Here is a 20,307-nt window from a genome sequence, read left to right as displayed (position 1 = left end):
GGTGAAGGGCCGCAAGACCGACAAGGAGAAGTTCTCCGGCGCCGAGGCCACCTACACCGTGGAGTGCATGATGCACGACAAGAAGGCCCTCCAGGCCGGTACCTCCCACTACTTCGGCGACGGCTTCGCCACCGCCTTCGACATCACCTTTACCGGTGAGGACAACAAGCCCCACCACCCCTTCCAGACCTCCTGGGGCGTGTCCACCCGCCTCATCGGCGGCGTCATCATGACCCACGGCGACAACAACGGTCTGGTGCTGCCCCCCCGCATCGCCCCCACCCAGGTCATCATCATCCCCGTGGCCCAGCACAAGGAGGGCGTCATCGAGGCCAACGAGGCCGTCATGAACCGCCTGAAGGCCGCCGGCATCCGGGTGAAGATGGACGCCTCCAAGCAGTCCGCCGGCTGGAAGTTCGCCGAGTACGAGATGAAGGGCGTGCCCCTGCGTCTGGAGATGGGCCCCAAGGACATGGAGAAGAACCAGTGCGTGCTGGTCCGCCGGGACAACGGCGAGAAGAGCTTTGTCTCCCTGGACAACATCGAGGAGGCCGTCAAGACCATGCTGGACGCGGTGCAGCAGGGCCTGTACGACAAGGCCAAGAAGAACCTGGACGAGAACACCTATGCCTGCTCCACCGTGGAGGAGGTCAAGGAGAAGATGTCCACCCAGGGCGGCTTTGCCAAGACCATGTGGTGCGGCGACGAGGCCTGCGAGCTCAAGATGAAGGAGATCGCCGGTGTGTCCTCCCGCTGCATCCCCCTGGAGCAGGAGCACCTGGGCGACGTGTGCCCCGTCTGCGGCAAGCCCGCCAAGCACATGGTGTACTGGGGCGTGGCTTACTAATCACCCAAACCCATACGACAAAAAAGGACCCGGAGCATGGCTCCGGGTCCTTTTTGTTTTATTCCTCCACGCCGTACCAGGCCAGCAGGGATTCCACCATGCCGTCCACGATCTTGGCTTGATACTCCGGGGTCTCCATAAGGGCGTCCTCCCGGGGATTGGTCATAAAGCCCATCTCAATGAACACGCAGGGGATGGTGGAGAAGTTGAAGGCGGTCAGGTCGGAACGCAGGACGGTGCCCAGGTTCTTGGCTCCCGTATGCTCGCACACCGCCTCGATCATCAGCTCTCCCAGCCGGGCGCTCTCCTCCACGATGGAGGGGGTGCCCAGCAGGTCCCCGTAGGGCACCAGCACCATGGCTCCGTTATAGTCCGGGTCGGTCCAGCCGTTGGCGTGGATGCTGATGTGTACGTCGGCCCCCGCCTCCTGGGCAATCTTGCACCGGTCGATGCCGCCCAGGGTGATCTCAGACACCTCCCGGGTCATCACTACCTGGGCTCCCAGGGCCTCCAGGGCGTCCCGGAGCTGGAGCCCCACCGCCAGGTTGAGCTGCTCCTCGGTCTGATTGGCTCCGGCGGTGCCGCCGCCGAAGAGGTACTTGGTCTCATCGGACAGGGGAGAGACCAGCTCCCGCTGGCCGGTGCCGGTCAGCGGGGTGACGCAGTGGCCCGGGTCCACGCAGATCACCGCCCCCTCCAGGGGCAGCGGGGTGGGAGTGGGCTCCGGCGTGGGCGTAGGCTCAGGGGTGGGGGTAGGCATAGGCTCAGCGGAGGGCGTCACCACCGGGGTGGGCGTGGCGGCGGCCTGTTCCCCGCCCTGTCCGGCGCAGCCGGTACACAGCAGCGCCGCCAGCAGCGCCAGGCAGCACAGTCGTCTCACTGCCGCCACCCCATCTCCCGCTCGTAGGCCAGGATGGTCTCCAGGTTGGCCTGCTCGTAGGCATTGAACACGCTGGTGTCAAAGGTGGAGGCGTTGAGCCCCTCCACCGGGGTGTACCAGTTCTGGCGGTCAAAATAGTCCTGGATCTCCTGGCTGGAGAACTGATAGCCATACCGGGCATAGATCTCGTTGCGGATCAGGCTTACCTCCTCCTTGGTGAAGGGGGCCAGATCGCTCTTATCGATGTACTGGCTGTCGGTGGGCAGCAGATAGTCGCCGTCCATGGTGTCCGGATCGTCGTCGTCCCGGCTGCCCAGCAGCTCCAGCCAGATGTCGCCCCAGCCCGCCGATGCGGCCTGGCTGTAGGTAATGCCGTAGTAGGTCCACTCCCGCAGGCCGTCGTCGTACCAGTAGGCCTCATAGGGGGAAGATCCGTCGGAGCTGCCGTTGACATAGAGGTTCATCCACTCATCCAGCCAACCCTGATCCCAGGCTTCCCGGAAGGTGGCGCCATTGATCCGGGCAGAGAGCAGCTCGTCCATGTCCAGCTGAATGGGATAGCTGCTCTGCTCCTGATCGGGGGTCTGGGTGGGCTTGTCGTCCTCCTCCGGCGGCTCACTCTCAATGGGCTGCGTCTCCATGACGTCGGAGGGGCTGGGGCTGACCTCAGCATCGGAAGAAGTGGGCTTCAGAATGCCCATAGCCATCACCAGGACCACAATCGCGCCGATCACCAGCACACACAGAATCACCGCCAGGGCAATGTAGCCCCCCTTCCGGCGGGGCGGCTCCTGCTCCGGCCCGGCCATCTCTACAGAGGGCTGCCGGGGCGGCCCCTTGGGCGGCTCGTACCTGGGAGGCTCCACGGGAGCCTGTGGGGCGGGCTGAGCAGGCTGGGGCGGACGGTTCTCGGGCTTGGTGGTGGGCTTGCCGCATTTGTTGCAGAAGGCGGCGGTATCCGCCAGCTCCGCCCCGCAGTATTTACAAAACATGGCGCAGAACCTCCTTCCTCTCAGGCCGGCTCACAGGGTATCCACCTGATAGCCCAGGGTACGGCTCTCGCCGGGGGCCAGGGTGATGCAGAATGCCTTGTCACCCAGCTCCGGGCCCTCTCCCGCCTCGGCGGACATTCCGTGCCAGGGCTCGATGCACACATAGGGCGCCGCCTTGCCCGGCATGGACCACAGAGCCAGCAGCGGGAAGTCGTGGAAGCGCACCCGCACGCCCTTGCCGGACTTTTTGCTGTGCAGCTCCACCTGCCGGGACTTGAGGCCCCGGAAAATCAGGGTATCCATCTCGTCAAAGTATTTGTAGTCCAGGGGGAGCACGTCGGTGTCCTCCAGACAGGGCCGGGTGCGGTTCAGGTCCACCCCGTTGGCGTCGGGCACCAGGGTGGGACAGGTCTCTTTCTGCGCAAAGCGCACCTCGTAGTCGGTAAAGGCCTCCCCCTCCTCCAGGGGGCAGCGGAAGCCGGTGTGGGCCCCCAGGCAAAAGGGCATGGGCTTTTCCCCGGTGTTGGTCACCGTCACAGAGGTGGTAAAGCCGGTGTCGGTGAGCTGCTGGCGCACCACCAGCCGGAAGGGATAGGGATAGACCGCCAGAGTGTCGCCGCTCTCCCGCAGCTCCAGCTCCGCCCAGTCCTCCCCCTGCCCGGCCACCGCAAACTCGCTGGTGCGGGCAAAGCCGTGGCGGTTCATGGAGACCTCCTTGCCCTCAATGCGGACCTTGCCGTCCTTCAGGCCGCCCACAATGGGGAACAGCAGGGGATTGCGCCCCGGCCAGTAGGCCGGATCTCCCGTCCAGATATATTCCAGGCCGTTTTCGTCCCGATAGGACACCAGCTCGCCGCCGTGGGTGGCCACCTTTGCGGTCCGCCCGCCCCGTTTCAGTTCCAGTTCCATCACATACGCCTCCTTGTGTTGCTACCTGCATTATACCGGCCCTTTTCCTCCAATGCAAGGCCGCGATGTTTGACATATGGCCGGTTCGGGGATAAAATAGGAGAGACTTTATAATAGGAAGGAGCAGCCACTATGCTGTTTGCCCCATATGAGCGGTTCCATTATGTCCGTTCCCCCCTGGTGGAGGTCATCTGTCAGCTTCGCTTCCCCACCATTCTGTCCATTGGCGCCAATGAGCCCGCCGCCTTCCAGGAGGCCATCCGGAAGGACTTCCCCAAGTATATGACCCGGCAGGAGCAGCTGCCCCCCAAGGTGGTAAAGAAGGGCAACGCCACCGCCCTGGAGCCCCAGAAGCCCATCACCAACTACCACTTCATCTCGGAGGACGGCCGCTGGAAGATCAACCTGACCCAGAACTTTATCGCCCTGTCCACCCTGTCCTATCAGCGGTGGGAGGACTTTGCCATCCGTCTGGACCAGGCTCTGGCCCAGTTCATCCAGATCTATCAGCCCGCCTACTTTGAGCGCATCGGCCTGCGGTACGTCAACGCCGTGTCCCGGAAGGCCCTGGGCCTGGAGGACCAGCTGTGGGACGATCTGATCCAGAGCCAGTATCTGGGCATCCTGGGCGAGCCCGACGTGGAGGAGAGCGAGATCGTCAAGTGCGCCCTGGATGTGGAGACCCCCCTGGTGGGCGGCTACCGCATGAAGCTCCATGCCGGTCCCGGCCTGGTGGGCGCCAACAATCCCCAGAACGCCAACCAGCCCAAGGAGACCCGGTTCATTCTGGACGGGGATTTCTCCGCCGCCGGTCAGATCAATGCCGACGCCGTGCCCGAGAAGCTGGAGAAAATGCACCGCTTCGCCGTCTGCCTCTTCCGGGGCGCGGTAACCAACACCCTCCACGAGGCCATGGGCCCCACCCCCGTGGCCGAATGACCGGGGAGATGACCATCCGTCCCGCCCATCGGGAGGAACTGGAGGAGATCTGGGCCATGGTGCGCCGGGCAGTGGTCCACATGAACCAGCTGGGCAACCCCCAGTGGGGGGAGGACTACCCCACCCGGGACTTCTACGCCGGGGACATCGACCGGGGCGAGCTGTACGCCGCTGTCATCGACGGCAAGCTGGCCGGTGTGGCCTGCATCAACACCAGCGAATCTCCCGAGTACGATCCCCTGCCCTGGACCACCAGCCGCCCCGCCATGGTGATCCACCGCATGGCCATTGATCCTACCTTCCAGCGCCATGGGGTGGGCTCCGCCCTCTTCGCCTTTGCCGAGGAGGAAGCCCGCCGCCGGGGCATTGCCGCCATGCGTATCGACACCTATTCCCTCAACGACCGGATGCAGGCTCTGATCCGCAAGATGGGCTTTTCCAAGGTGGGGGAGATCCACCTTCACGGCCGGCCCCTCACCTACCCCTGCTTTGAAAAGTCCCTTGCAATTTAAGGGACGCGCGCCTATAATAGACAGGTGTCTTGACACCTAAAGGAGGGAGCGGCATGAAACGACTGCTGCTGGTGGTGGACTACCAGAAGGACTTTGTGGACGGCGCCCTGGGCTTTGCCGGGGCGGAACAGCTGGACGGTCCCATTGCGGAGAAGATCGCCGCCTATCGTGCCGCCGGGGACGACGTGGCCTTCACCCTGGATACCCACCAGGAAAACTACCTGGACACCCAGGAGGGGCGGAAGCTGCCGGTGCCCCACTGTCTGATGAATTCCCAGGGCTGGCAGCTCTACGGCAAGACCGGACAGGCTCTGGACAAGAGCCGGGACATGGTGGTGTGCAAGCCCGCCTTCCCCTCCCTGTGGCTGGGCAACTGGCTGAAGGGACAGCGGTATGACCGCATTGAATTGGTGGGGCTGGTGTCCTATCTGTGCGTGCTGTCCAACGCCATCATGGCCAAGGCAGCCCTGCCCGAGGCGGAGCTGGTGGTGGACGCCGCCTGTACCGCCGGGCCGGACCCCACGCTCCACAAGAATGTACTGGACCTGATGGAGGCCCTCCAGATCACGGTCACCAACCGGGAGGTTTGAACAACCATGAAGCAACACATGAATTATACCTTACTGTGCGACTTTTATGAGCTCACCATGGGCAACGGCTATTTCCAGACCGAGGGCTACGCCCAGCAGATCTGCTATTTCGACATCTTCTTCCGCAACGTGCCTGACGGCGGCGGCTTCGCCATTGCCGCCGGTCTGGAGCAGGTCATCGACTATGTGGAGCGGCTCCACTTCGATGAGGAGGACATCGCCTATCTGCGGGGCAAGGGCTGCTTCTGCGAGGGCTTTTTGGAGTACCTGAAAAACTTCAAGTTTACCGGCGACATCTGGGCCGTGCCCGAGGGCACCCCCATCTTCCCCCGTGAGCCCATCCTCACCGTCCGGGCCCCCGCCATTGAGGCCCAGTTTATTGAGACCTTCCTGCTGCTGACTCTGAACCACCAGTCTCTCATCGCCACCAAGACCAACCGCATCGTGCGGGCGGCCGACGGGCGGCCGGTGAGCGAGTTCGGTTCCCGCCGGGCCCAGGGTCCCGACGCCGCCATTCTGGGCGCCCGGGCCTCCTACATCGCCGGCTGTGCCGGCACCGCCTGCACCCTGGCTGACGAGGTGTACGGCTCCCCCGCCGGCGGCACCATGGCCCACTCCTGGGTCCAGATGTTCCCCGACGAGTACACCGCCTTCAAGACCTACTGCCAGCTCTATCCCCACTCGGCGGTGCTGCTGGTGGACACCTACAACGTGCTGAAATCCGGCGTGCCCAACGCCATCCGCGCCTTCAAGGAGGTGCTGCTGCCCCAGGGCATCACCAACTGCGCCATCCGGCTGGATTCCGGCGATCTAACCTACCTGTCCCGGAAGGCCCGGAAGATGCTGGACGCGGCGGGACTCACCGAGTGCAAGATCGTGGCCTCCAACTCCCTGGACGAGTATATCATCCGGGACCTGCTGCTCCAGGGGGCCAAAATCGACTCCTTCGGCGTGGGCGAGCGGCTCATCACCTCCAAGAGCGAGCCGGTGTTCGGCGGGGTGTACAAGCTGTCGGCGGTGGAGGACAAAGAGGGAAATATCATCCCCAAGATCAAGATCAGCGCCAACCCGGACAAGATCACCAACCCCGGCTTCAAGAAGGTGTACCGCCTCTTCGACAACGAGACGGGGAAGGCCTTTGCCGATCTTATCACACTGTGGGACGAGACGGTGGACGAGAGCAAGCCTCTGGAGCTCTTCGACCCGGACGCCACCTGGAAGCGCAGCGTGTTCACCAACTTTACCGCCAGGGAGCTGCTGGTGCCGGTGTTCCAGGGCGGCAAGCGGGTGTACGACTCCCCGCCCATCGCCGAGATGCGGGCCTGGTGCGCCGGGCAGATCGATCTGCTGTGGGACGAGGTAAAGCGGTTTGAGAACCCCCACAACTACTATGTGGACCTGTCCCAGAAGCTATGGGATCTGAAGCAGAGCCTGCTGACCCGGGAAGGGAAATAAATAAACAGGACTGCCGCAAACTGTGCGGCAGTCCTGTTTTTTGTCTTATTCCAGATCCAGCTCCACCGGGCAGTGGTCGCTGCCGGTGACGTCGGCATGGATGATCTGGTCCTTCACCCGGGGCAGCAGACGCTCCGACACGATGAAGTAGTCGATGCGCCACCCGGCGTTGTTCTTCCGGGCGTTGAAGCGGTAGCTCCACCAGGTATAGGCCCCGGTCTTGTCCGGGTAGAGGGCACGGAAGCTGTCGGCAAAACCGCTCTGCAGCAGGGTAGTCATCTTGCCCCGCTCCTGGTCGGAGAAGCCTGCGTTGCCCCGGTTGGTCTTGGGGTTTTTCAGGTCAATCTCCTCATGGGCCACGTTCAAATCGCCGCACAACACCACCGGCTTCTTCTGGTCCAGGGTCATCAGGTAGGCCCGGAAATCGTCCTCCCACTGCATCCGGTAGTCGATGCGGGCCAGCCCCTCCTTGGCGTTGGGGGTGTAACAGCACACCAGATAGAAGTCCTCATACTCCGCCGTGATCACCCGGCCCTCGGTGTCGTGCTCCGGGATACCCAGGCCGTAGGTCACGGCCAGAGGCTCGGTTTTGGTGATGAGGGCGGTGCCGGAGTAGCCTTTCTTCTCGGCGCTGTTCCAGTAGATGTGGTAGCCCGGCAGGTCCAGCTCGATCTGGTGGGGCTGGAGCTTGGTCTCCTGGAGGCAGACGGCGTCAGCGTCCATCTCCTTGAAGAAGTCCAGAAAGCCCTTGCCCAGGCAGGCCCGCAGGCCGTTGACGTTCCAGGTGATCAGCTTCATTCCCAGTCCTCCGCCTTCCATTTCATGGGTTTTCCGTCGCTGTCCAGCAGCGGGGTGATACCGCCGGCATATCCGTCGTGCATCTCCAGGTAGAGCATACCGGTCTTGGTATCCAGCAGAACCCGGGTGGCATCGGCCACACCCTGGGTGTAGATCACCTGAAAGCGCTTATCCTTTCCCATAGACACGCTCCTTTATTCCTTTCGCATCTCACCCTCCAGATGGGGGAGGAATTTCAGCATAATGGGCAGATAGGTGGCCACAAAGACCACCACCGCCCCAAGAGCCGCCCATTTCCGCAGCTTTTTGGGAGCGGCCAGGCCCAGCATGACCCCGGCGGCGCACAGGTACAGCTTCACCAGGGCCAGGTCCTTCCAGTTCATTTTGGCGATATAAGCATCGGCGGCAGAAAACAGTTTTTTCATAAGATTCCCTCCAGCCGCAGCAGCCATTCCTTCAATTCCAGCCCACCCCCGTAGCCGGTAAGGGTCCCGTTGGCCCCCACCACCCGGTGGCAGGGCAAAAGGATGGGCAGGGGATTGCGGTGGTTGGCCTGGCCCACCGCCCGGCTCCCCTTAGGACAGCCCACCCGGCGGGCCAGCTCCCCATAGGTGATGGTCTGCCCGTAGGGGATGTCCGCCAGGGCGGACCACACCTTGCGCTGAAAAGGGGTACCCTGTGGGGCAAGGGGCAGGTCAAAGTCCCGCCGTTCCCCCGCCAGATAGGCCAGCAGCTCCTCCTTGCCTCGGGCGAGCAGGGGCGTCTCCTCCCCCACCGGAGACATGGGGGAATTGGGCAAATACAGGGCGGTAAGCCCGCCCCCCTCCTCCTCCAGCGCCATAGGTCCCACGGGGGTATCAAAGACCACCCGGTTCATCTCAGTACCGCCGCACCACGGCGGTAACCTTGCCCAGGATGGCGCATCCTTCGCCGTCGATGGGCTCGTAGTCCGGGTTCTCGGGCATGAGCCACACATGGCCGTCCTTCCGGCGGAGGGTCTTCACCGTAGCCTCGTCCTCAAAGAGGGCCACCACGATCTCCCCGCTGTGGGCATCGGCCTGCTGGTGGACAATCACCAGGTCCCCGGGCAGGATACCGGCATACTTCATGGACTCCCCCCGCACCTTCAGGGCAAAATACTCCCCGGGCCGCCCGCCGGTGTCAAAAGTCAGATAGTCCTCGATGCACTCCTGGGCCAGGATGGGCGACCCGGCGGCCACGCTGCCCACCACCGGCACCTTGTCCTCCGGGACTGCCGGAGTCTCCGGCTGGGCCACGGTGATGGAGCGGGTCTTACCCTCCGCCTTGGTGATGAGGCCCGCCGACTCCAGCCCCTTCAGGTGGAAGTGGACGGTGGAGGGGGATTTCAGCCCCACATAGGCCCCGATCTCCCGGACGGAGGGGGGATAGCCGTGTTCCGCCGAGAAAGAAATGATATAATCGTAGATCTGCTGCTGTTTGGGTGAAAGCGCCTTCATGGCAGACCCTCCTTTGTCAAGTTCGTCCGGTTTCAGTATACCATACTTCCTCCAGCATTGCAAACATTTGTTCTAAAATCCCCCATTTTTTCCGCGCAGGCAGCCACCTGTGGAGCCACAGCGACCATCTGTAAAAAATACGTTGCGTACTGCCTGTCCGCTCTTTATAATGGCATCACCACAGGAAGAGGTGACCGATATGCAAGTGGAAGTGAACATCGACGAGACCTATACCCGGCCCAAGGCGGTAATCCTCACCGCCGCTCTCACCGACGAGGTTCGGCAGGCGGTGGAGTTCCTCTCCCACGCCGACGCCCCTCCGATCACCGGTTATCAGGGCGGGACCGTCCGGCTCCTGGACCCGGCGGAGCTGATCCGGGTGTACGCCAGCGCCGGGAAGGTGCTGGCCGCCACCGAGCGGGGGGAATACACCCTCCGTCTGCGGCTGTACGAGGCGGAGGCGCGGCTGGACCCCCATCTCTTTGTACGCATTTCCAACTCGGAACTCATCCATCTGAAAAAAGTGCAGAGCTTTGATCTGAGCCTGACCGGCACCATCCGGGTAAAGCTGTCCGACGGCACGGTCACCTATGTCTCCCGGCGATATGTATCAAAGCTGAAAAAACAACTTGGTCTGTGAGGTGAACCGTATGAAAAAAGAGTTGCTTTTGCGGGGGTTGCTGGGCATTCCTCTGGGGATCGCCATCGGGCATCTCATCACCGTTTTTTCCTCCCTGTTTTGGGGAACCGGCGCCTTTTATCCCTGTATGCCCGCCTTCGCGGCCCAGGTGGGGAGTGAGGCCCAGGCGGTCCTGCTCCAGACCGCCCTGTGCGGTCTGGTGGGCTTCGGTTTTGCCGCCGGCTCCGTGCTGTGGGAGCTGGAGCGGTGGAGTCTGGCCCGGCAGACTGCCGTCTATTTCCTGCTGGGGGCCGCCCTGCTGATCCCCACCGCTTACGTCTGTCACTGGATGGAGCGCAGTGCGGCGGGCATACTGGCCTATCTGGTCATTTTTACGGTGATTTTTTTCCTGATCTGGATCATTCGGTACCTTCTGGCCCTGCGCAGCGTCAAAAAGCTGAACGCCGCCCTGGGGCACGGAGATCAGAGCGGTTCCTGAGCCCTTCCTCCCCCGGTCTGCTCAACAAACACCGACAGCCGCAGCAGGTACTGGTCGTAGCCCTTGCCCGCCAGCTCGTCCAGCAGCACATCCTCCCAGAACAGCTCTCCCAGGGTCATTCCGCAGGTCTGGGCCCAGTCCAGCAGCCGCTGGTAGCCCTCCCGCACGGTGTCGAAGCTGCCGGCGTGGAAGTAGGTCAAATAGCGTCCCGCCGGGGCGGTGAGCATCTGCACCCCCCGGATTGGTCTGTCCACCTGGGTATAGCAGTAGGTATAACCCTCCCAGTCTCCCCGCCGGGTAGCCTCCACCGGCAGGATGGCCCCCAGGGCGTAGGGGCTGGCCACCTGATGGGCCTCGCAGTATTCCAGGTGGCGGGCCAGAATACGGGCATATTTGCCCGCGTCGGTAATGCCGGGGGCGGCGGTGGCCACATACCACCGCTGGGGCCACTCCTCCAACCTTACCTCGCCGGGCTGGACGGCCAGAGCCTGCCGGGTCAGCTCTGCTTTCCGCCGGATCAGGGTCCGCAGCCGCCGCAGCCGGGACAGCTTCTCCGTCAGGGCGGCCTCCTCCTCCTTCAGCAGCTCCAGCAGGGTCTCCGGGCTGCGCCGGTCCAGGTAGGCCTTGATGTCGGACAGGGGCATCCCCAGTTCCTTGAGGCTGGAAATGACCTGGAACACCTCGATCTGCGCGGGAGCATAGTAGCGGTAACCGTTCTCCCCCCGGATGGCGGGAGAGAAGATGCCGGTCTCATCGTAGTGAAACAGGGTGTGCTTGGTGACGCCGCACAGGGCCGCAAATTCCCCGGTGGTAAAGCGCATCTCTGTTTGATCCATGGCGCAAACCTCCCTCTTGACTATCGGGTTACCCGATAGCTTATCATGTTCAATGCTGTTTGTAAATGCTTTAGAAAAAAGGAGGCACAGGCTATGAAAAACCGGTTGGATCAGGACTTTACCCTGGGCGGACTGCTCCGCTTTGCCCTGCCCACCACCATCATGATGCTGGTGACCTCCCTGTACACCATTGTGGACGGGGTGCTCACCTCCCGGCTGGTGGGAGAGAACGCCCTGGCCGCCATCAACATCGCCTATCCCGCTGTCAGCATTGTGCTGGCGGTGGGTATTATGCTGGGTACCGGCGGCAGCGCCGTGGTATCCCACCGGATGGGCGCGGGGGACCTGGAAGGCGCCCGCCGCACCTTTGGTTTTCTGACCCTGGCGGCGGTATGCGCCGGAGTGATATTCGCCCTGCTGGCCGTTTTTGGGGCGGAGCCTCTGGCCCGGCTGCTGGGGGCCAGCGATCTGCTGCTGGCGGACGCCGCCTGCTATCTGCGGATTCTGCTGATGTTTGCCCCCATGGCCATGCTCCAACTGCTCTTTGAGAGCTTTTTTGTGGCGGCGGGCAAGCCCGGCCTGGGGCTGTGGCTCACCATCGCCGCCGGCGTCACCAACGGCGTGCTGGACTGGCTGTACATGGGGCCTCTGGGCATGGGCATCGCCGGGGCCGCCGTGGCCACCGTCACCGGCTACTGCATTCCGGCGGTGTGCGGCGTGCTCTTCTTCCTCACCCGGAAGGAGGGGCTGCGCTTCTCCCGCCCCCGGCCCAACTGGCGGCTGCTGGGCAAGGCCTGCTTTAACGGCTCTTCTGAGATGGTGACCAACCTGTCCACCGCCGTCACCACCTTTTTCTTCAACGCCATCATGATGGAACTGCTGGGAGAGCCCGGCGTATCCGCCATCACCATCGTGCTCTACGCCCAGTTCCTGCTGGTGGCCCTGTTCCTGGGCTTCTCCATGGGCGTAGCCCCGGTGTTCAGCTTCAACCAGGGTGCGGAGCGGTATGACCGGCTGCGCTCCACCTTCCGCCACTGTTCCCGGTTCATCCTGTGCACCGCCGTGGGCATCCTGGCCGCCGCCCTGCTGCTGGCCCCGGTCATCGTGGGGGTGTTCTCCCCTGCCGGTACCCAGGTCAATGCCCTGGCCCTGGAGGGCTTCCACCTCTTTGCTCCCTCCTTCCTCTTCGCCGGGGTAAACATCTTTGCCTCCGCCCTCTTCACCGCTCTGTCCGACGGGCGGACCTCCGCCATTATCTCCTTCGCCCGCACCTTCGGCTTCCTCATGGCCGGGCTGCTCCTGCTGCCCCGGGTGCTGGGAGTCACCGGCGTATGGATCGCGGTGCCGGTGGCAGAGGCTGTCTCCTGCCTGCTGTCCATCGGTTTTCTGTGGCACTACCGGACCAAATTCGGCTACGGGGCCATCCCAGCCTGACAACAAAGGCCGCCCAATCGGGCGGCCTTTGTTTCTGTCGTTTAGCGGTCCCACTTCTCGATGAGGGCCCGCAGCTGATCGGCAAACTTGCCCAGGTCCTTGTTGGTGCCGCCCTTGTTGTGGGAGATGACCTCCATCAGCTTGCGGCCCACCTCCTCCAGCCGCTGGTAGGCGGGGGAGGCGCCGGGGGCGGCTGCGGGCTTCTGCTCCGGCGGCAGGCCGGGGGCGAGCATCTTGTTGGCCAGCAGGTCGTAGACCTCCTCATAGTTGGGGGCGTGAGCAGCCAGCCCCATCTGCCGCAGGGTGTTGGCGTAGATCTCGGTGACCTCCGCGTCGCCGTGGACCACAAAGACCTGCCGGGGCTTGGGATTGTAGCTCTCGATCCACCGCAGCAGGCCGTCCCTGTCGGCGTGGGAGGACAGGCCGTGGAAGTTGACGATCTTGGCTCGGACGGCGATCTCCTCACCGAAGAGCTTCACCGACGTAACCCCGTTGATGAGCCGCCGGCCCAGGCTGCCCTCGGCCTGGAAACCCACAAAGACAACGGTACACTCCGGCCGCCACAGGTTATGTTTCAGATGGTGGCGGATACGGCCGGCATCGCACATACCGGAAGCGGAGATGATGACCCGGGGGGTCTTGTCCTCATTAAGGGCCCGGGACTCCTCGCTGGATTCGGTGATGGTGAGGCCGGGGAACTGGAACAAGGCGCCCCCCTTCAGGGCGGCGATGGCCTCTTCGTCCAGATAGCCGTGGAGATCGCCGGAGAAGATGCGGGTGGCCTCGCCCGCCAGGGGGGAGTCTACCACCACCTGGAAGTCGGGCACGCTTTTTACCAGTCCCTGCTCTTTCATCTCCCGCATGAAGTATAAAAGCTCCTGGGTACGGCCCACGGCGAAGGAGGGGATGATCACGTTGCCCCCCTTGCCCAGGGTCTCGTCGATGATGGCAGCCAGGTCTCCGGTGTAATCCGGGTTCTTGTCCATGTCGTGGAGCCGGTCGCCGTAAGTACTTTCCGTCAAAACATAGTCGGCCTCCCGGATATACTCCGGGTCCCGGATGATGGGCTGGTCCCGGTTGCCGATATCGCCGGAGAATACCACCTTCCGGGTCTCCTCCCCCTCGGTGAGCCACATCTCCACACTGGCCGAGCCCAGCAGATGGCCCGCGTCCACAAAGCGCACCTTCACCCCGTCCTCGATCTGGAGGCGGGTGCCGTACTCACAGGTGACGATGTGCTTGATGGCGGCCTCGGCATCGGCCACGGTGTACAGGGGCTCCACCGGCTCGGCCCCGGCGCGCTTGCCCTTCTGGTTCTGCCACTGGGCGTCGCTCTCCTGGATGTGGGCCGAGTCCCGCAGCATAATGCTCAGCAGCTGCCCCGTGAGACGGGTGCAGTAGATGTTGCCTTCAAAGCCCTGCTTCACCAGCAGGGGGATGCGGCCGGAGTGGTCGATGTGGGCGTGGGTGACCACCACCGCGTCGATGTACCCGGCGTTGAAGTCCAGCTCCTGGTTGTCCCGCTCGTCCCTGCCCTGCTGCAGGCCGCAGTCCACCAGGATCTTCGTCCCGCCGCACTCCACACAGTGGCAGCTGCCGGTCACGGCACGGGCTGCGCCGAAAAAGGTCAGTTTCATGGGGCACCTCCTTGTGCATTTTCTACAAGGTTATTGTACTCCCAAAACCCGCCGGTGTAAATAGTGGAGTGACCGGGTCGGCCCGGGATGATTTCTTTCCTTTTTTGCCGGAATCCGGTATAATACGGGGGAAAGGGCGTGAGTCAATGGAGTTTTCCCAACTCAACTACTTCCGCACCGTGGCCCGCACGGGAAATATCTCCCAGGCGGCCCGGGAGCTGTTTGTCACCCAGCCCAACCTGAGCCGCTCCATTGCCCGGCTGGAGGGGGAGCTGGGGGTCCCCCTCTTTGAGCACCGGAAGGGCAAGGTGGTGCTCAACGAATATGGCCGGATCTTTCTCTCCGGGGTGGAGAACGCCTTCGGGGAGCTGAACGCCTGCATCCAGACGGTACAGCGGTTATATGAAAACAACCAGAATATCCTCTCTCTGGGCTGCTCCATCGACGGCTTTCTCCCCGACATCCTCCAGCCCTTCTCCCGGGCCCACCCGGAGATCGGCATCCGCCAGTACCAGGGGGACGCCTCCCGGCTGGCCCAGCAGCTGGTGGAGCGCACCCTCACCCTGGCGGTCACCCCCTACCCCCTCAACCACAATCTGCTCACCTTCCGCCTGCTGGGGGAGATGGACTACGGCCTGTTCGTCCACCGGGACCACCCCCTGGCAAAGGAAACCGTGGTGGAGCTAAAGGCGCTGGCCGGTCAGCCTCTGATCTGCGACGCCTCCCGGCTGGACGCCAAAACCCTCCGCTCCATCTGCCGGGCCCGGGGTTTTGAACCCACCCTGGCCTACGAGGTGGAGAGCACCAGCCTGGTCTACCGCCTGCTGGAGCAAAAGGCCGGGGTGGCCGTGATGCCGGTATCCCAGATGCTGCGGCTGCGGGCCCTCTTCCCCGACAGCCCTATTCTGGTCATTCCCCTGGAGGAGGGGGTCCCTCCCGCCAGCCTGGGGGTGTCCTACCACAAGGGTTATCCCCTCACCGACGCAGCCAACGCCTTCATCCGGTTTGCCATCGACTTGCTGGTGCAGGAGAAGGTGCGGATGGCCGCCGCAGGTATAACTTCAAAAGCATAATGCTGCGCCGCAAGGGGCATTTTGAAAGTCCCCTCTGTTCCGCTATACTAAAGGTATCACAGCGGAACAGAGGGGACTTTCTCTATACCTATTTTGTATGACTCAGGTCTGTTCTGATTAACGGCGGCAGGGCCGCCCACAACATAGAAAGGATGAACAACCACATGAAACGTCTGGAAGGAAAAGTCGCTATCATCACCGGCGCCAACGCCGGCATCGGCAAGGCCACCGCAGCTCTCTTCGCCCGCGAGGGCGCCAACCTGGTGCTGGCTGCCCGCCGGCTGGACAAGCTGAAGGAAGTGGAGGAGTACGCCGCCTCTCTGGGTGTGAAGGCCATCTCCGTGTCCACCGATGTCAGCGTGGCCGCTGACTGCCGCCGTCTGGTGGATACCTGCGTAGAGACCTTCGGCCGGGTGGATATCCTGGTGAACAACGCCGGTATCGACGACAAGAATATGTCCATCACCAACTGCGACGAGGAGCTGTGGAACAAGGTCATCGCCGTGGATCAGACCTCTGTGTACTACATGATGCGGGAGGCTCTGCGGTATATGGCTCCCGCCGGTTCCGGCTCCATTGTCAACATCTCCTCCATCGGCGCCACCCGCTCCAACGCCGGTGTGTCCTACACCGCCGCCAAGATGGCCGTCATCGGCATGACCAAGAACGTGGCCATCCAGTTCGCCGGCAAGGGCATCCGGGTCAACGCCGTCTGCCCCGGCCCCACCCAGACCGACATCTTTGACCCCGCCAATCTGGCCACCTTCGACAACGAGTTCTGCCACCTGTGCGGCAAGCACTTTGACGGCTCCCTGCCCCGCACCCAGCCCGAGGATCAGGCCAACGCCATCCTCTTCTTCGCCAGCGACGAGTCCAAGGCCATCAACGGCGAGACCCTGGTGGTGGACTACGGCGCCACCATCTAATCCCAAGCTTCTCATCACACAAAAGGCCCCGGCGGCAGACCAAAATAGTCTGCCGCCGGGGCCTTTTGTGGTGAAATATTTAGACAAAGCACAGTCAGTTCATAGGTACGACCCGGATGGCCACGGCTATGGGGGTGCTGCCGCTGTAGATATAGCCCACGGATACCATAGTCTGAATGTTGGGGAAGCTGCCCAGGTTGTACACATCGTAGGTGTAGCCGTAGCTGATTCCGCCCTGGCTGTTGGAGAAGCGGAAGCCGTGGCCCTCCAGCATGGTGATGTAGAGATCCATCACGGTTCTCCGGTTGCTGGACCCGCCAGGGATGTCACTCAGCTTATAGATGTACATGGTGGCGTCCCCGTCGGGATCCTCCTCCATGGTGGGCACGCCAAACATGGCGCCGAAATCGGGCACATTGGGATACTTGCTGTAGGTGGCGTCCATATCCATGTCGCCGGTATTGCCGCTGGAACTTCCGCCGGAGGAGGAACCGTTATCGTCACCGTTACCATCGCTGTCACCGCCGCCTTCCCAACCGCCGCTGGAGCCGCCGCCCAGAGTAATGGTGTAGGTGCCCCGGTCGCCCAGATCGTCAATGACGCGGAAGTCGCCGCCCACAGTGGTGACGGTGGAGGGAGTGGGGCCGCTGTACTCTCTCACGGTGACCTTCACATAGCCGGTGGAGTGGGCCAGGACGGGGTGAGACATGGTGGTGCGGTTGTAGCTTCTGCCGTCGATGACCACGGTGTCGTTCTGGATCAGCACGGTGAAGCCGGTCTTGTTGCGGACCAGCAGGTAGACCTCGATCTCGCTGCCGTCGTCAGAGTAGGGGTATTTCTGGGTCTTGCCGTAGTAGAATTCCACATTTTCGTCGCTGTACAGCTTCTCCTTGCCGCTGACGGCAGGGATGGTGTCGTCGGTCTTGCCGGTGTACAGGTTGGTGGCGTCAAAGCGGGCATAGGTGGTCTTGGAGCCGCTGCCCACGCCGCCCAGGATCACCCGGAACTGTCCGCCCACGGTCTGGACGCTGTTCAGGTTCACCAGGGAGGAGTCGTAGTTGTTAATGGTGACCGTGACGGTGCCGGTGGAGTTGGCCGACACGTCGTCGCTCATGGTCAGATCGTTGAAGGTGTAGCCGTTGAGGCTCACCGCGTCGGCCTGGACGGTGATGGTGCTCCCCGTCTTGTTGGTCACATTCAGATAGAGCTCGGCCTCGCCGGCGTCATATCTGCTCTTCTGGATCTTGGAGAACTTGATGCTGACATTGGAGTCCTCATAGAGGGGCTGGGTGGACAGGGCCCGCTTGGACACGGTGACGGTGCAGGTGGCCTTGACGCCGCTGGAGGCGGCGGTGATAACAGCGGTGCCGGGGGCCACGGCGGTGACGGTACCGTCGGCGGCCACGGTGGCCACGCTCTTGTTGGAGCTGGTCCAGGTCAGAGCCTCAGTGGAGTTGGCAGGGGTGACGGAGGCGGTGAGCTTGCCGCTCTCGCCCTGCTGAATGGCCAGGGTGGTCTTATCCAGGGTGATGGCGGTAATGGTTACCGGCTTCTCCTCCAGGGTCACCTGGCGGCGCTGGTCGGGCAGCGCCATACGGGAGACGATGGTGGCCACCGACGCCCGGTCGATGGGAGTCTCAGGCAGGAAGGTGCCGTACTTGTCGCTGCCGGTGAGGATGCCCGCCCGGTAAAGGGTGTAGATATCCTCATAGTTGGCGGACCCGGCGGCCAGGTCGGGGATGTCCCCGTCCTCGATGGTGTTGATGGCCTTCAGTTCCTCGGCGGGCAGGGCCTTCACCAGGATGCCGGCAAACTGGCGGCGGGTGGCGTTGGCGTTGTAGTCGGTGAACTGGCCGGCGGTGATGATGCCGTTTTCCACCGCGTAGTCCACATACACCTGATACCAGGGTTCCCCCTGCTGGAAGCCGGCCTTGCCGGTGTGGTAGATGCTGTGCAGGCGGCAGGCCAGAGCCAGGGTGGAGCTGATGGTCAGATTCTGGATGGGAGAGAAGGTGTTGCCGCTGCTTCCCTTCACCAGGTCCAGCTCGTAGGCCTTCTGCACGCTCTCGGCGTACCAGCTGGAGGCAGCCACGTCGGTAAATTTCCCGGCGGGATAGTCGTTGACCTTTTTGAAGTGGTCCATGTTGTCTGCCGCCAGAGCCGCCGGCATCAGGCCCGCCATGAGGGCAAGGGCCATCAGCAGGCTCAGCAGTTTGCGTTTCATCTCAGTTCCTCCTTGTCATTGACTTGCGGGCTTGTTATCCCAGGGTGGCAATAATCTCCTGTATGGCGGCGATCCGCCTCTCAGCTTTGTCCATGGACGCGCAGCCCTGATCAAAATAGAGACTCCAGGTATATTTGTTGATCTTGTTCTGGTGCCCGCTGCACTCATTCCACAGGTCATCCCGGGTCACTTTGATCAGCTCCTGAAGGCTGGTGTATCCGTCATAGGAGATAGGAATGGCATCCACATTCTTCAGCACATCCCGGGCCAGATCCAAAAACCCCACAGCCGTCACACCATTGGTCATGATTAAAAGGGTAGATGTGGGACCTACCAGATTGGGCATGGAAGAGTCCTCCACGATCTTGGCCGATCTCTGTCCGCCGGCAATGGCCTCACCGGCTTTGTCGATGTCATTCTTCAGGCTGCTCAGCTGTCCGGGGGTGAGCGCCGGGGTGCCGGGGGTGGGCTCCGGCTCCTTCTCCTCCAGGGTCAGCTGCTTGCGCTGGCCGGGCAGAGCCATACGGGAAACGATGGTGGCTACCGACGCCCGGTCAATGGGCGTCTCCGGCTGGAAGGTGCCGTACTTGTCGCTGCCGGTGAGGATGCCCGCCCCGTACAGGAAATAGATGAGCGCCCCATAGGAGGAGCCAATATCCACATCGGGGATGTCCCCCGGCTCAATCTGGTTGATGACCTTCAGCGCGTCAGAGGGCAGAGACTTGGCCAGGATGCCGGCGAACTGGCGGCGGGTGGCGGTGGCGTTATAATCGGTAAACTCGTCACTGGCGATGATATCGTTTGAGATGGCGTAGTCCACATACACCTGGTACCAGGGCTCCCCCTGCTGGAAGTCGGCCTTGCCGGTGTGGTAGATGCTGTGCAGGCGGCAGGACAAAGCCAGGGCGGAGCCGATGGTGATGTTCTGAGTAGGAGAGAAGGTGGTGGCGCTGCTCCCCTTCACCAGGTCCAGCTCATAGGCGTCCTTCACGCTGCCGGCATACCAGCTGTCGGCTGCCACGTCGGTAAAGGTTCCGACGGTGTAAGTATTGACCTTCTGAAAGTTATCCAGGCTCTCCGCCGCCAGGGCCGCCCCAGGCAGCATGGACACGGACAGCGCCAGGGCCAGCGCCCCGGCGCAGATCTTTTTTCCAATGGATCTCATGTGCTTTGCTCCTCTCATTTGGTGGACCGCATCAATACAGGGTCTTTTCATTTTCGGCAAACAGCTTGTCGTTGATCTCTCCCAACTCCATGTGATGTACGATGCCGAAGCTGATGATGGCATCCCGCTTCAGCCGGGGATAGAGGGGGGCGTAGCCGGCCTGCTTAAGCAGCCGCTGGGCCTCCTCCAGGGTGGTCTCCAGCCCCACGCACAGGCAGAGCAGCCGGTCCCGGGAGGGATTGCGCCGGCCGGCAAAAACCTGGTGGAGATAGACCTCGCTCATCCCCGCCTTCCGGGCCAGGGCCGCCTTGGAAAAGTCCTTCTTCTCATATAACTCCGCCAGCAGCTCCGCAATGCTCTGGTTGGCAAAGAAGGGCTGATTGTCGTGGAGATAAGAGTCAATGTTGGCCTCGCTCATCAGATCATGGCTCAGATCGCCCGTGGTCTTATTTTCCAATCCTATCACTCCCTTTACTTTCAAATGGAAATCGTTT

At 62.6% G+C, this 20,307-nt stretch carries 23 protein-coding genes; 10 read left to right on the top strand and 13 right to left on the bottom strand.

The genetic code is table 11. The features are described 5' to 3' along the window. A partial coding sequence (locus IHN22_RS03405; RefSeq protein WP_191433464.1) for a proline--tRNA ligase occupies nt 1-847 on the top strand: 847 nt, incomplete at its 5' end. Between the two features lie 58 nt (nt 848-905). Here the strand turns inward: IHN22_RS03405 and IHN22_RS03400 are convergent. Genes IHN22_RS03400 through IHN22_RS03390 form a run of 3 tightly spaced genes read right to left on the bottom strand, consistent with a single transcriptional unit; the run spans nt 906 to nt 3,628 of the window. Beyond that, nucleotides 906-1,727: an N-acetylmuramoyl-L-alanine amidase family protein gene (locus tag IHN22_RS03400; protein ID WP_191433462.1), complete on the bottom strand. Its 822-nt coding sequence runs from the start codon at nt 1,725-1,727 to the stop codon at nt 906-908. Beyond that, a complete protein-coding gene (locus IHN22_RS03395) occupies nt 1,724-2,719 on the bottom strand; it encodes a YARHG domain-containing protein (RefSeq protein ID WP_191433461.1) in 996 nt (331 codons plus the stop codon). The genes IHN22_RS03400 and IHN22_RS03395 overlap by 4 nt, the downstream gene beginning before the upstream one ends. 30 nt (nt 2,720-2,749) lie before the next feature. Further along, nucleotides 2,750-3,628, bottom strand: coding sequence for an aldose 1-epimerase family protein (locus IHN22_RS03390; RefSeq protein WP_191433459.1), 879 nt, complete (start codon nt 3,626-3,628; stop codon nt 2,750-2,752). A gap of 132 nt (nt 3,629-3,760) precedes the next feature. Here IHN22_RS03390 and IHN22_RS03385 point away from each other — a divergent pair, with 132 nt between their 5' ends. From IHN22_RS03385 to IHN22_RS03370, 4 genes are read left to right on the top strand one after another with little or no spacing between them, the layout of a single operon-like run. Continuing rightward, on the top strand, nt 3,761-4,567 hold the full coding sequence (locus tag IHN22_RS03385) for a TIGR04255 family protein (protein ID WP_191433457.1): 807 nt from the start codon (nt 3,761-3,763) through the stop codon (nt 4,565-4,567). Between the two features lie 8 nt (nt 4,568-4,575). Continuing rightward, nucleotides 4,576-5,079, top strand: a complete 504-nt coding sequence (locus tag IHN22_RS03380; protein ID WP_191433455.1) for a GNAT family N-acetyltransferase — start codon at nt 4,576-4,578, stop codon at nt 5,077-5,079. Between the two features lie 53 nt (nt 5,080-5,132). Further along, a complete protein-coding gene (locus tag IHN22_RS03375) occupies nt 5,133-5,669 on the top strand; it encodes a cysteine hydrolase family protein (RefSeq protein ID WP_191433454.1) in 537 nt (178 codons plus the stop codon). Nucleotides 5,670-5,675: 6 nt separating this feature from the next. Further along, nucleotides 5,676-7,124, top strand: coding sequence for a nicotinate phosphoribosyltransferase (locus tag IHN22_RS03370; RefSeq protein ID WP_191433452.1), 1,449 nt, complete (start codon nt 5,676-5,678; stop codon nt 7,122-7,124). Between the two features lie 45 nt (nt 7,125-7,169). On the opposite strand, the gene IHN22_RS03365 is transcribed toward IHN22_RS03370, so the two are convergent. From IHN22_RS03365 to lexA, 5 genes are read right to left on the bottom strand one after another with little or no spacing between them, the layout of a single operon-like run. Further along, nucleotides 7,170-7,922: an exodeoxyribonuclease III gene (locus IHN22_RS03365; RefSeq protein WP_191433450.1), complete on the bottom strand. Its 753-nt coding sequence runs from the start codon at nt 7,920-7,922 to the stop codon at nt 7,170-7,172. Further along, nucleotides 7,919-8,104 (bottom strand): DUF6440 family protein, encoded by a 186-nt coding sequence (locus tag IHN22_RS03360; protein ID WP_087189135.1) that lies wholly within the window; start codon nt 8,102-8,104, stop codon nt 7,919-7,921. Before IHN22_RS03360 ends, IHN22_RS03365 begins: the two co-directional genes overlap by 4 nt. 12 nt (nt 8,105-8,116) lie before the next feature. Then, the gene (locus IHN22_RS03355) at nt 8,117-8,347 is read right to left on the bottom strand and encodes a permease of phosphate ABC transporter (protein WP_191433448.1); all 231 of its coding nucleotides are present in this window, start codon (nt 8,345-8,347) and stop codon (nt 8,117-8,119) included. Continuing rightward, a complete protein-coding gene (locus IHN22_RS03350) occupies nt 8,344-8,799 on the bottom strand; it encodes a methylated-DNA--[protein]-cysteine S-methyltransferase (protein ID WP_191433447.1) in 456 nt (151 codons plus the stop codon). Before IHN22_RS03350 ends, IHN22_RS03355 begins: the two co-directional genes overlap by 4 nt. A 1-nt stretch (nt 8,800) precedes the next feature. After that, nucleotides 8,801-9,400: a transcriptional repressor LexA gene (lexA, locus tag IHN22_RS03345; protein WP_087330099.1), complete on the bottom strand. Its 600-nt coding sequence runs from the start codon at nt 9,398-9,400 to the stop codon at nt 8,801-8,803. A 199-nt stretch (nt 9,401-9,599) separates the two neighbouring features. Here lexA and IHN22_RS03340 point away from each other — a divergent pair, with 199 nt between their 5' ends. Both IHN22_RS03340 and IHN22_RS03335 read left to right on the top strand, forming a co-directional pair. Next, nucleotides 9,600-10,040, top strand: coding sequence for a LytTR family DNA-binding domain-containing protein (locus tag IHN22_RS03340; RefSeq protein WP_087330097.1), 441 nt, complete (start codon nt 9,600-9,602; stop codon nt 10,038-10,040). Between the two features lie 10 nt (nt 10,041-10,050). Then, nucleotides 10,051-10,518, top strand: a complete 468-nt coding sequence (locus IHN22_RS03335; protein WP_191433445.1) for a DUF3021 domain-containing protein — start codon at nt 10,051-10,053, stop codon at nt 10,516-10,518. Here IHN22_RS03335 and IHN22_RS03330 read toward each other — a convergent pair. Beyond that, entirely contained in the window at nt 10,503-11,354 is an 852-nt protein-coding gene (locus tag IHN22_RS03330; protein ID WP_191433443.1) for a MerR family transcriptional regulator, read from the bottom strand. The genes IHN22_RS03335 and IHN22_RS03330 overlap by 16 nt on opposite strands. A 93-nt stretch (nt 11,355-11,447) precedes the next feature. On the opposite strand from IHN22_RS03330, the gene IHN22_RS03325 reads away from it, so the two are divergent. Further along, nucleotides 11,448-12,788, top strand: a complete 1,341-nt coding sequence (locus tag IHN22_RS03325) for an MATE family efflux transporter (protein ID WP_191433441.1) — start codon at nt 11,448-11,450, stop codon at nt 12,786-12,788. Nucleotides 12,789-12,829: 41 nt separating this feature from the next. Here the strand turns inward: IHN22_RS03325 and IHN22_RS03320 are convergent, their stop codons facing one another. Beyond that, a complete protein-coding gene (locus IHN22_RS03320) occupies nt 12,830-14,425 on the bottom strand; it encodes an MBL fold metallo-hydrolase RNA specificity domain-containing protein (protein ID WP_191433439.1) in 1,596 nt (531 codons plus the stop codon). Nucleotides 14,426-14,571: 146 nt separating this feature from the next. On the opposite strand from IHN22_RS03320, the gene IHN22_RS03315 reads away from it, so the two are divergent. Together IHN22_RS03315 and IHN22_RS03310 are read left to right on the top strand one after the other, a co-directional pair. After that, complete coding sequence (locus IHN22_RS03315; RefSeq protein WP_191433437.1) at nt 14,572-15,498, top strand: LysR family transcriptional regulator; 927 nt, start codon at nt 14,572-14,574, stop codon at nt 15,496-15,498. 164 nt (nt 15,499-15,662) lie between these two features. Beyond that, complete coding sequence (locus tag IHN22_RS03310; protein WP_191433435.1) at nt 15,663-16,424, top strand: SDR family NAD(P)-dependent oxidoreductase; 762 nt, start codon at nt 15,663-15,665, stop codon at nt 16,422-16,424. A 94-nt stretch (nt 16,425-16,518) separates the two neighbouring features. Here IHN22_RS03310 and IHN22_RS03305 read toward each other — a convergent pair whose 3' ends face one another. From IHN22_RS03305 to IHN22_RS03295, 3 genes are read right to left on the bottom strand one after another with little or no spacing between them, the layout of a single operon-like run. Then, on the bottom strand, nt 16,519-18,648 hold the full coding sequence (locus IHN22_RS03305) for an Ig-like domain-containing protein (RefSeq protein ID WP_191433434.1): 2,130 nt from the start codon (nt 18,646-18,648) through the stop codon (nt 16,519-16,521). Between the two features lie 34 nt (nt 18,649-18,682). Continuing rightward, on the bottom strand, nt 18,683-19,813 hold the full coding sequence (locus IHN22_RS03300; RefSeq protein WP_191433432.1) for an S-layer homology domain-containing protein: 1,131 nt from the start codon (nt 19,811-19,813) through the stop codon (nt 18,683-18,685). Between the two features lie 31 nt (nt 19,814-19,844). Then, complete coding sequence (locus IHN22_RS03295; RefSeq protein WP_300985341.1) at nt 19,845-20,279, bottom strand: helix-turn-helix domain-containing protein; 435 nt, start codon at nt 20,277-20,279, stop codon at nt 19,845-19,847. Nucleotides 20,280-20,307 lie beyond the last annotated feature (28 nt).

It is taken from the genome of Flavonifractor sp. An112 (assembly GCF_904377885.1).
Lineage (GTDB): Bacteria > Bacillota > Clostridia > Oscillospirales > Oscillospiraceae > Flavonifractor > Flavonifractor avicola.
The sequence above is the reverse complement of the archived record's forward strand: the minus strand, read 5'-3'. Positions and strand labels throughout refer to the sequence as shown.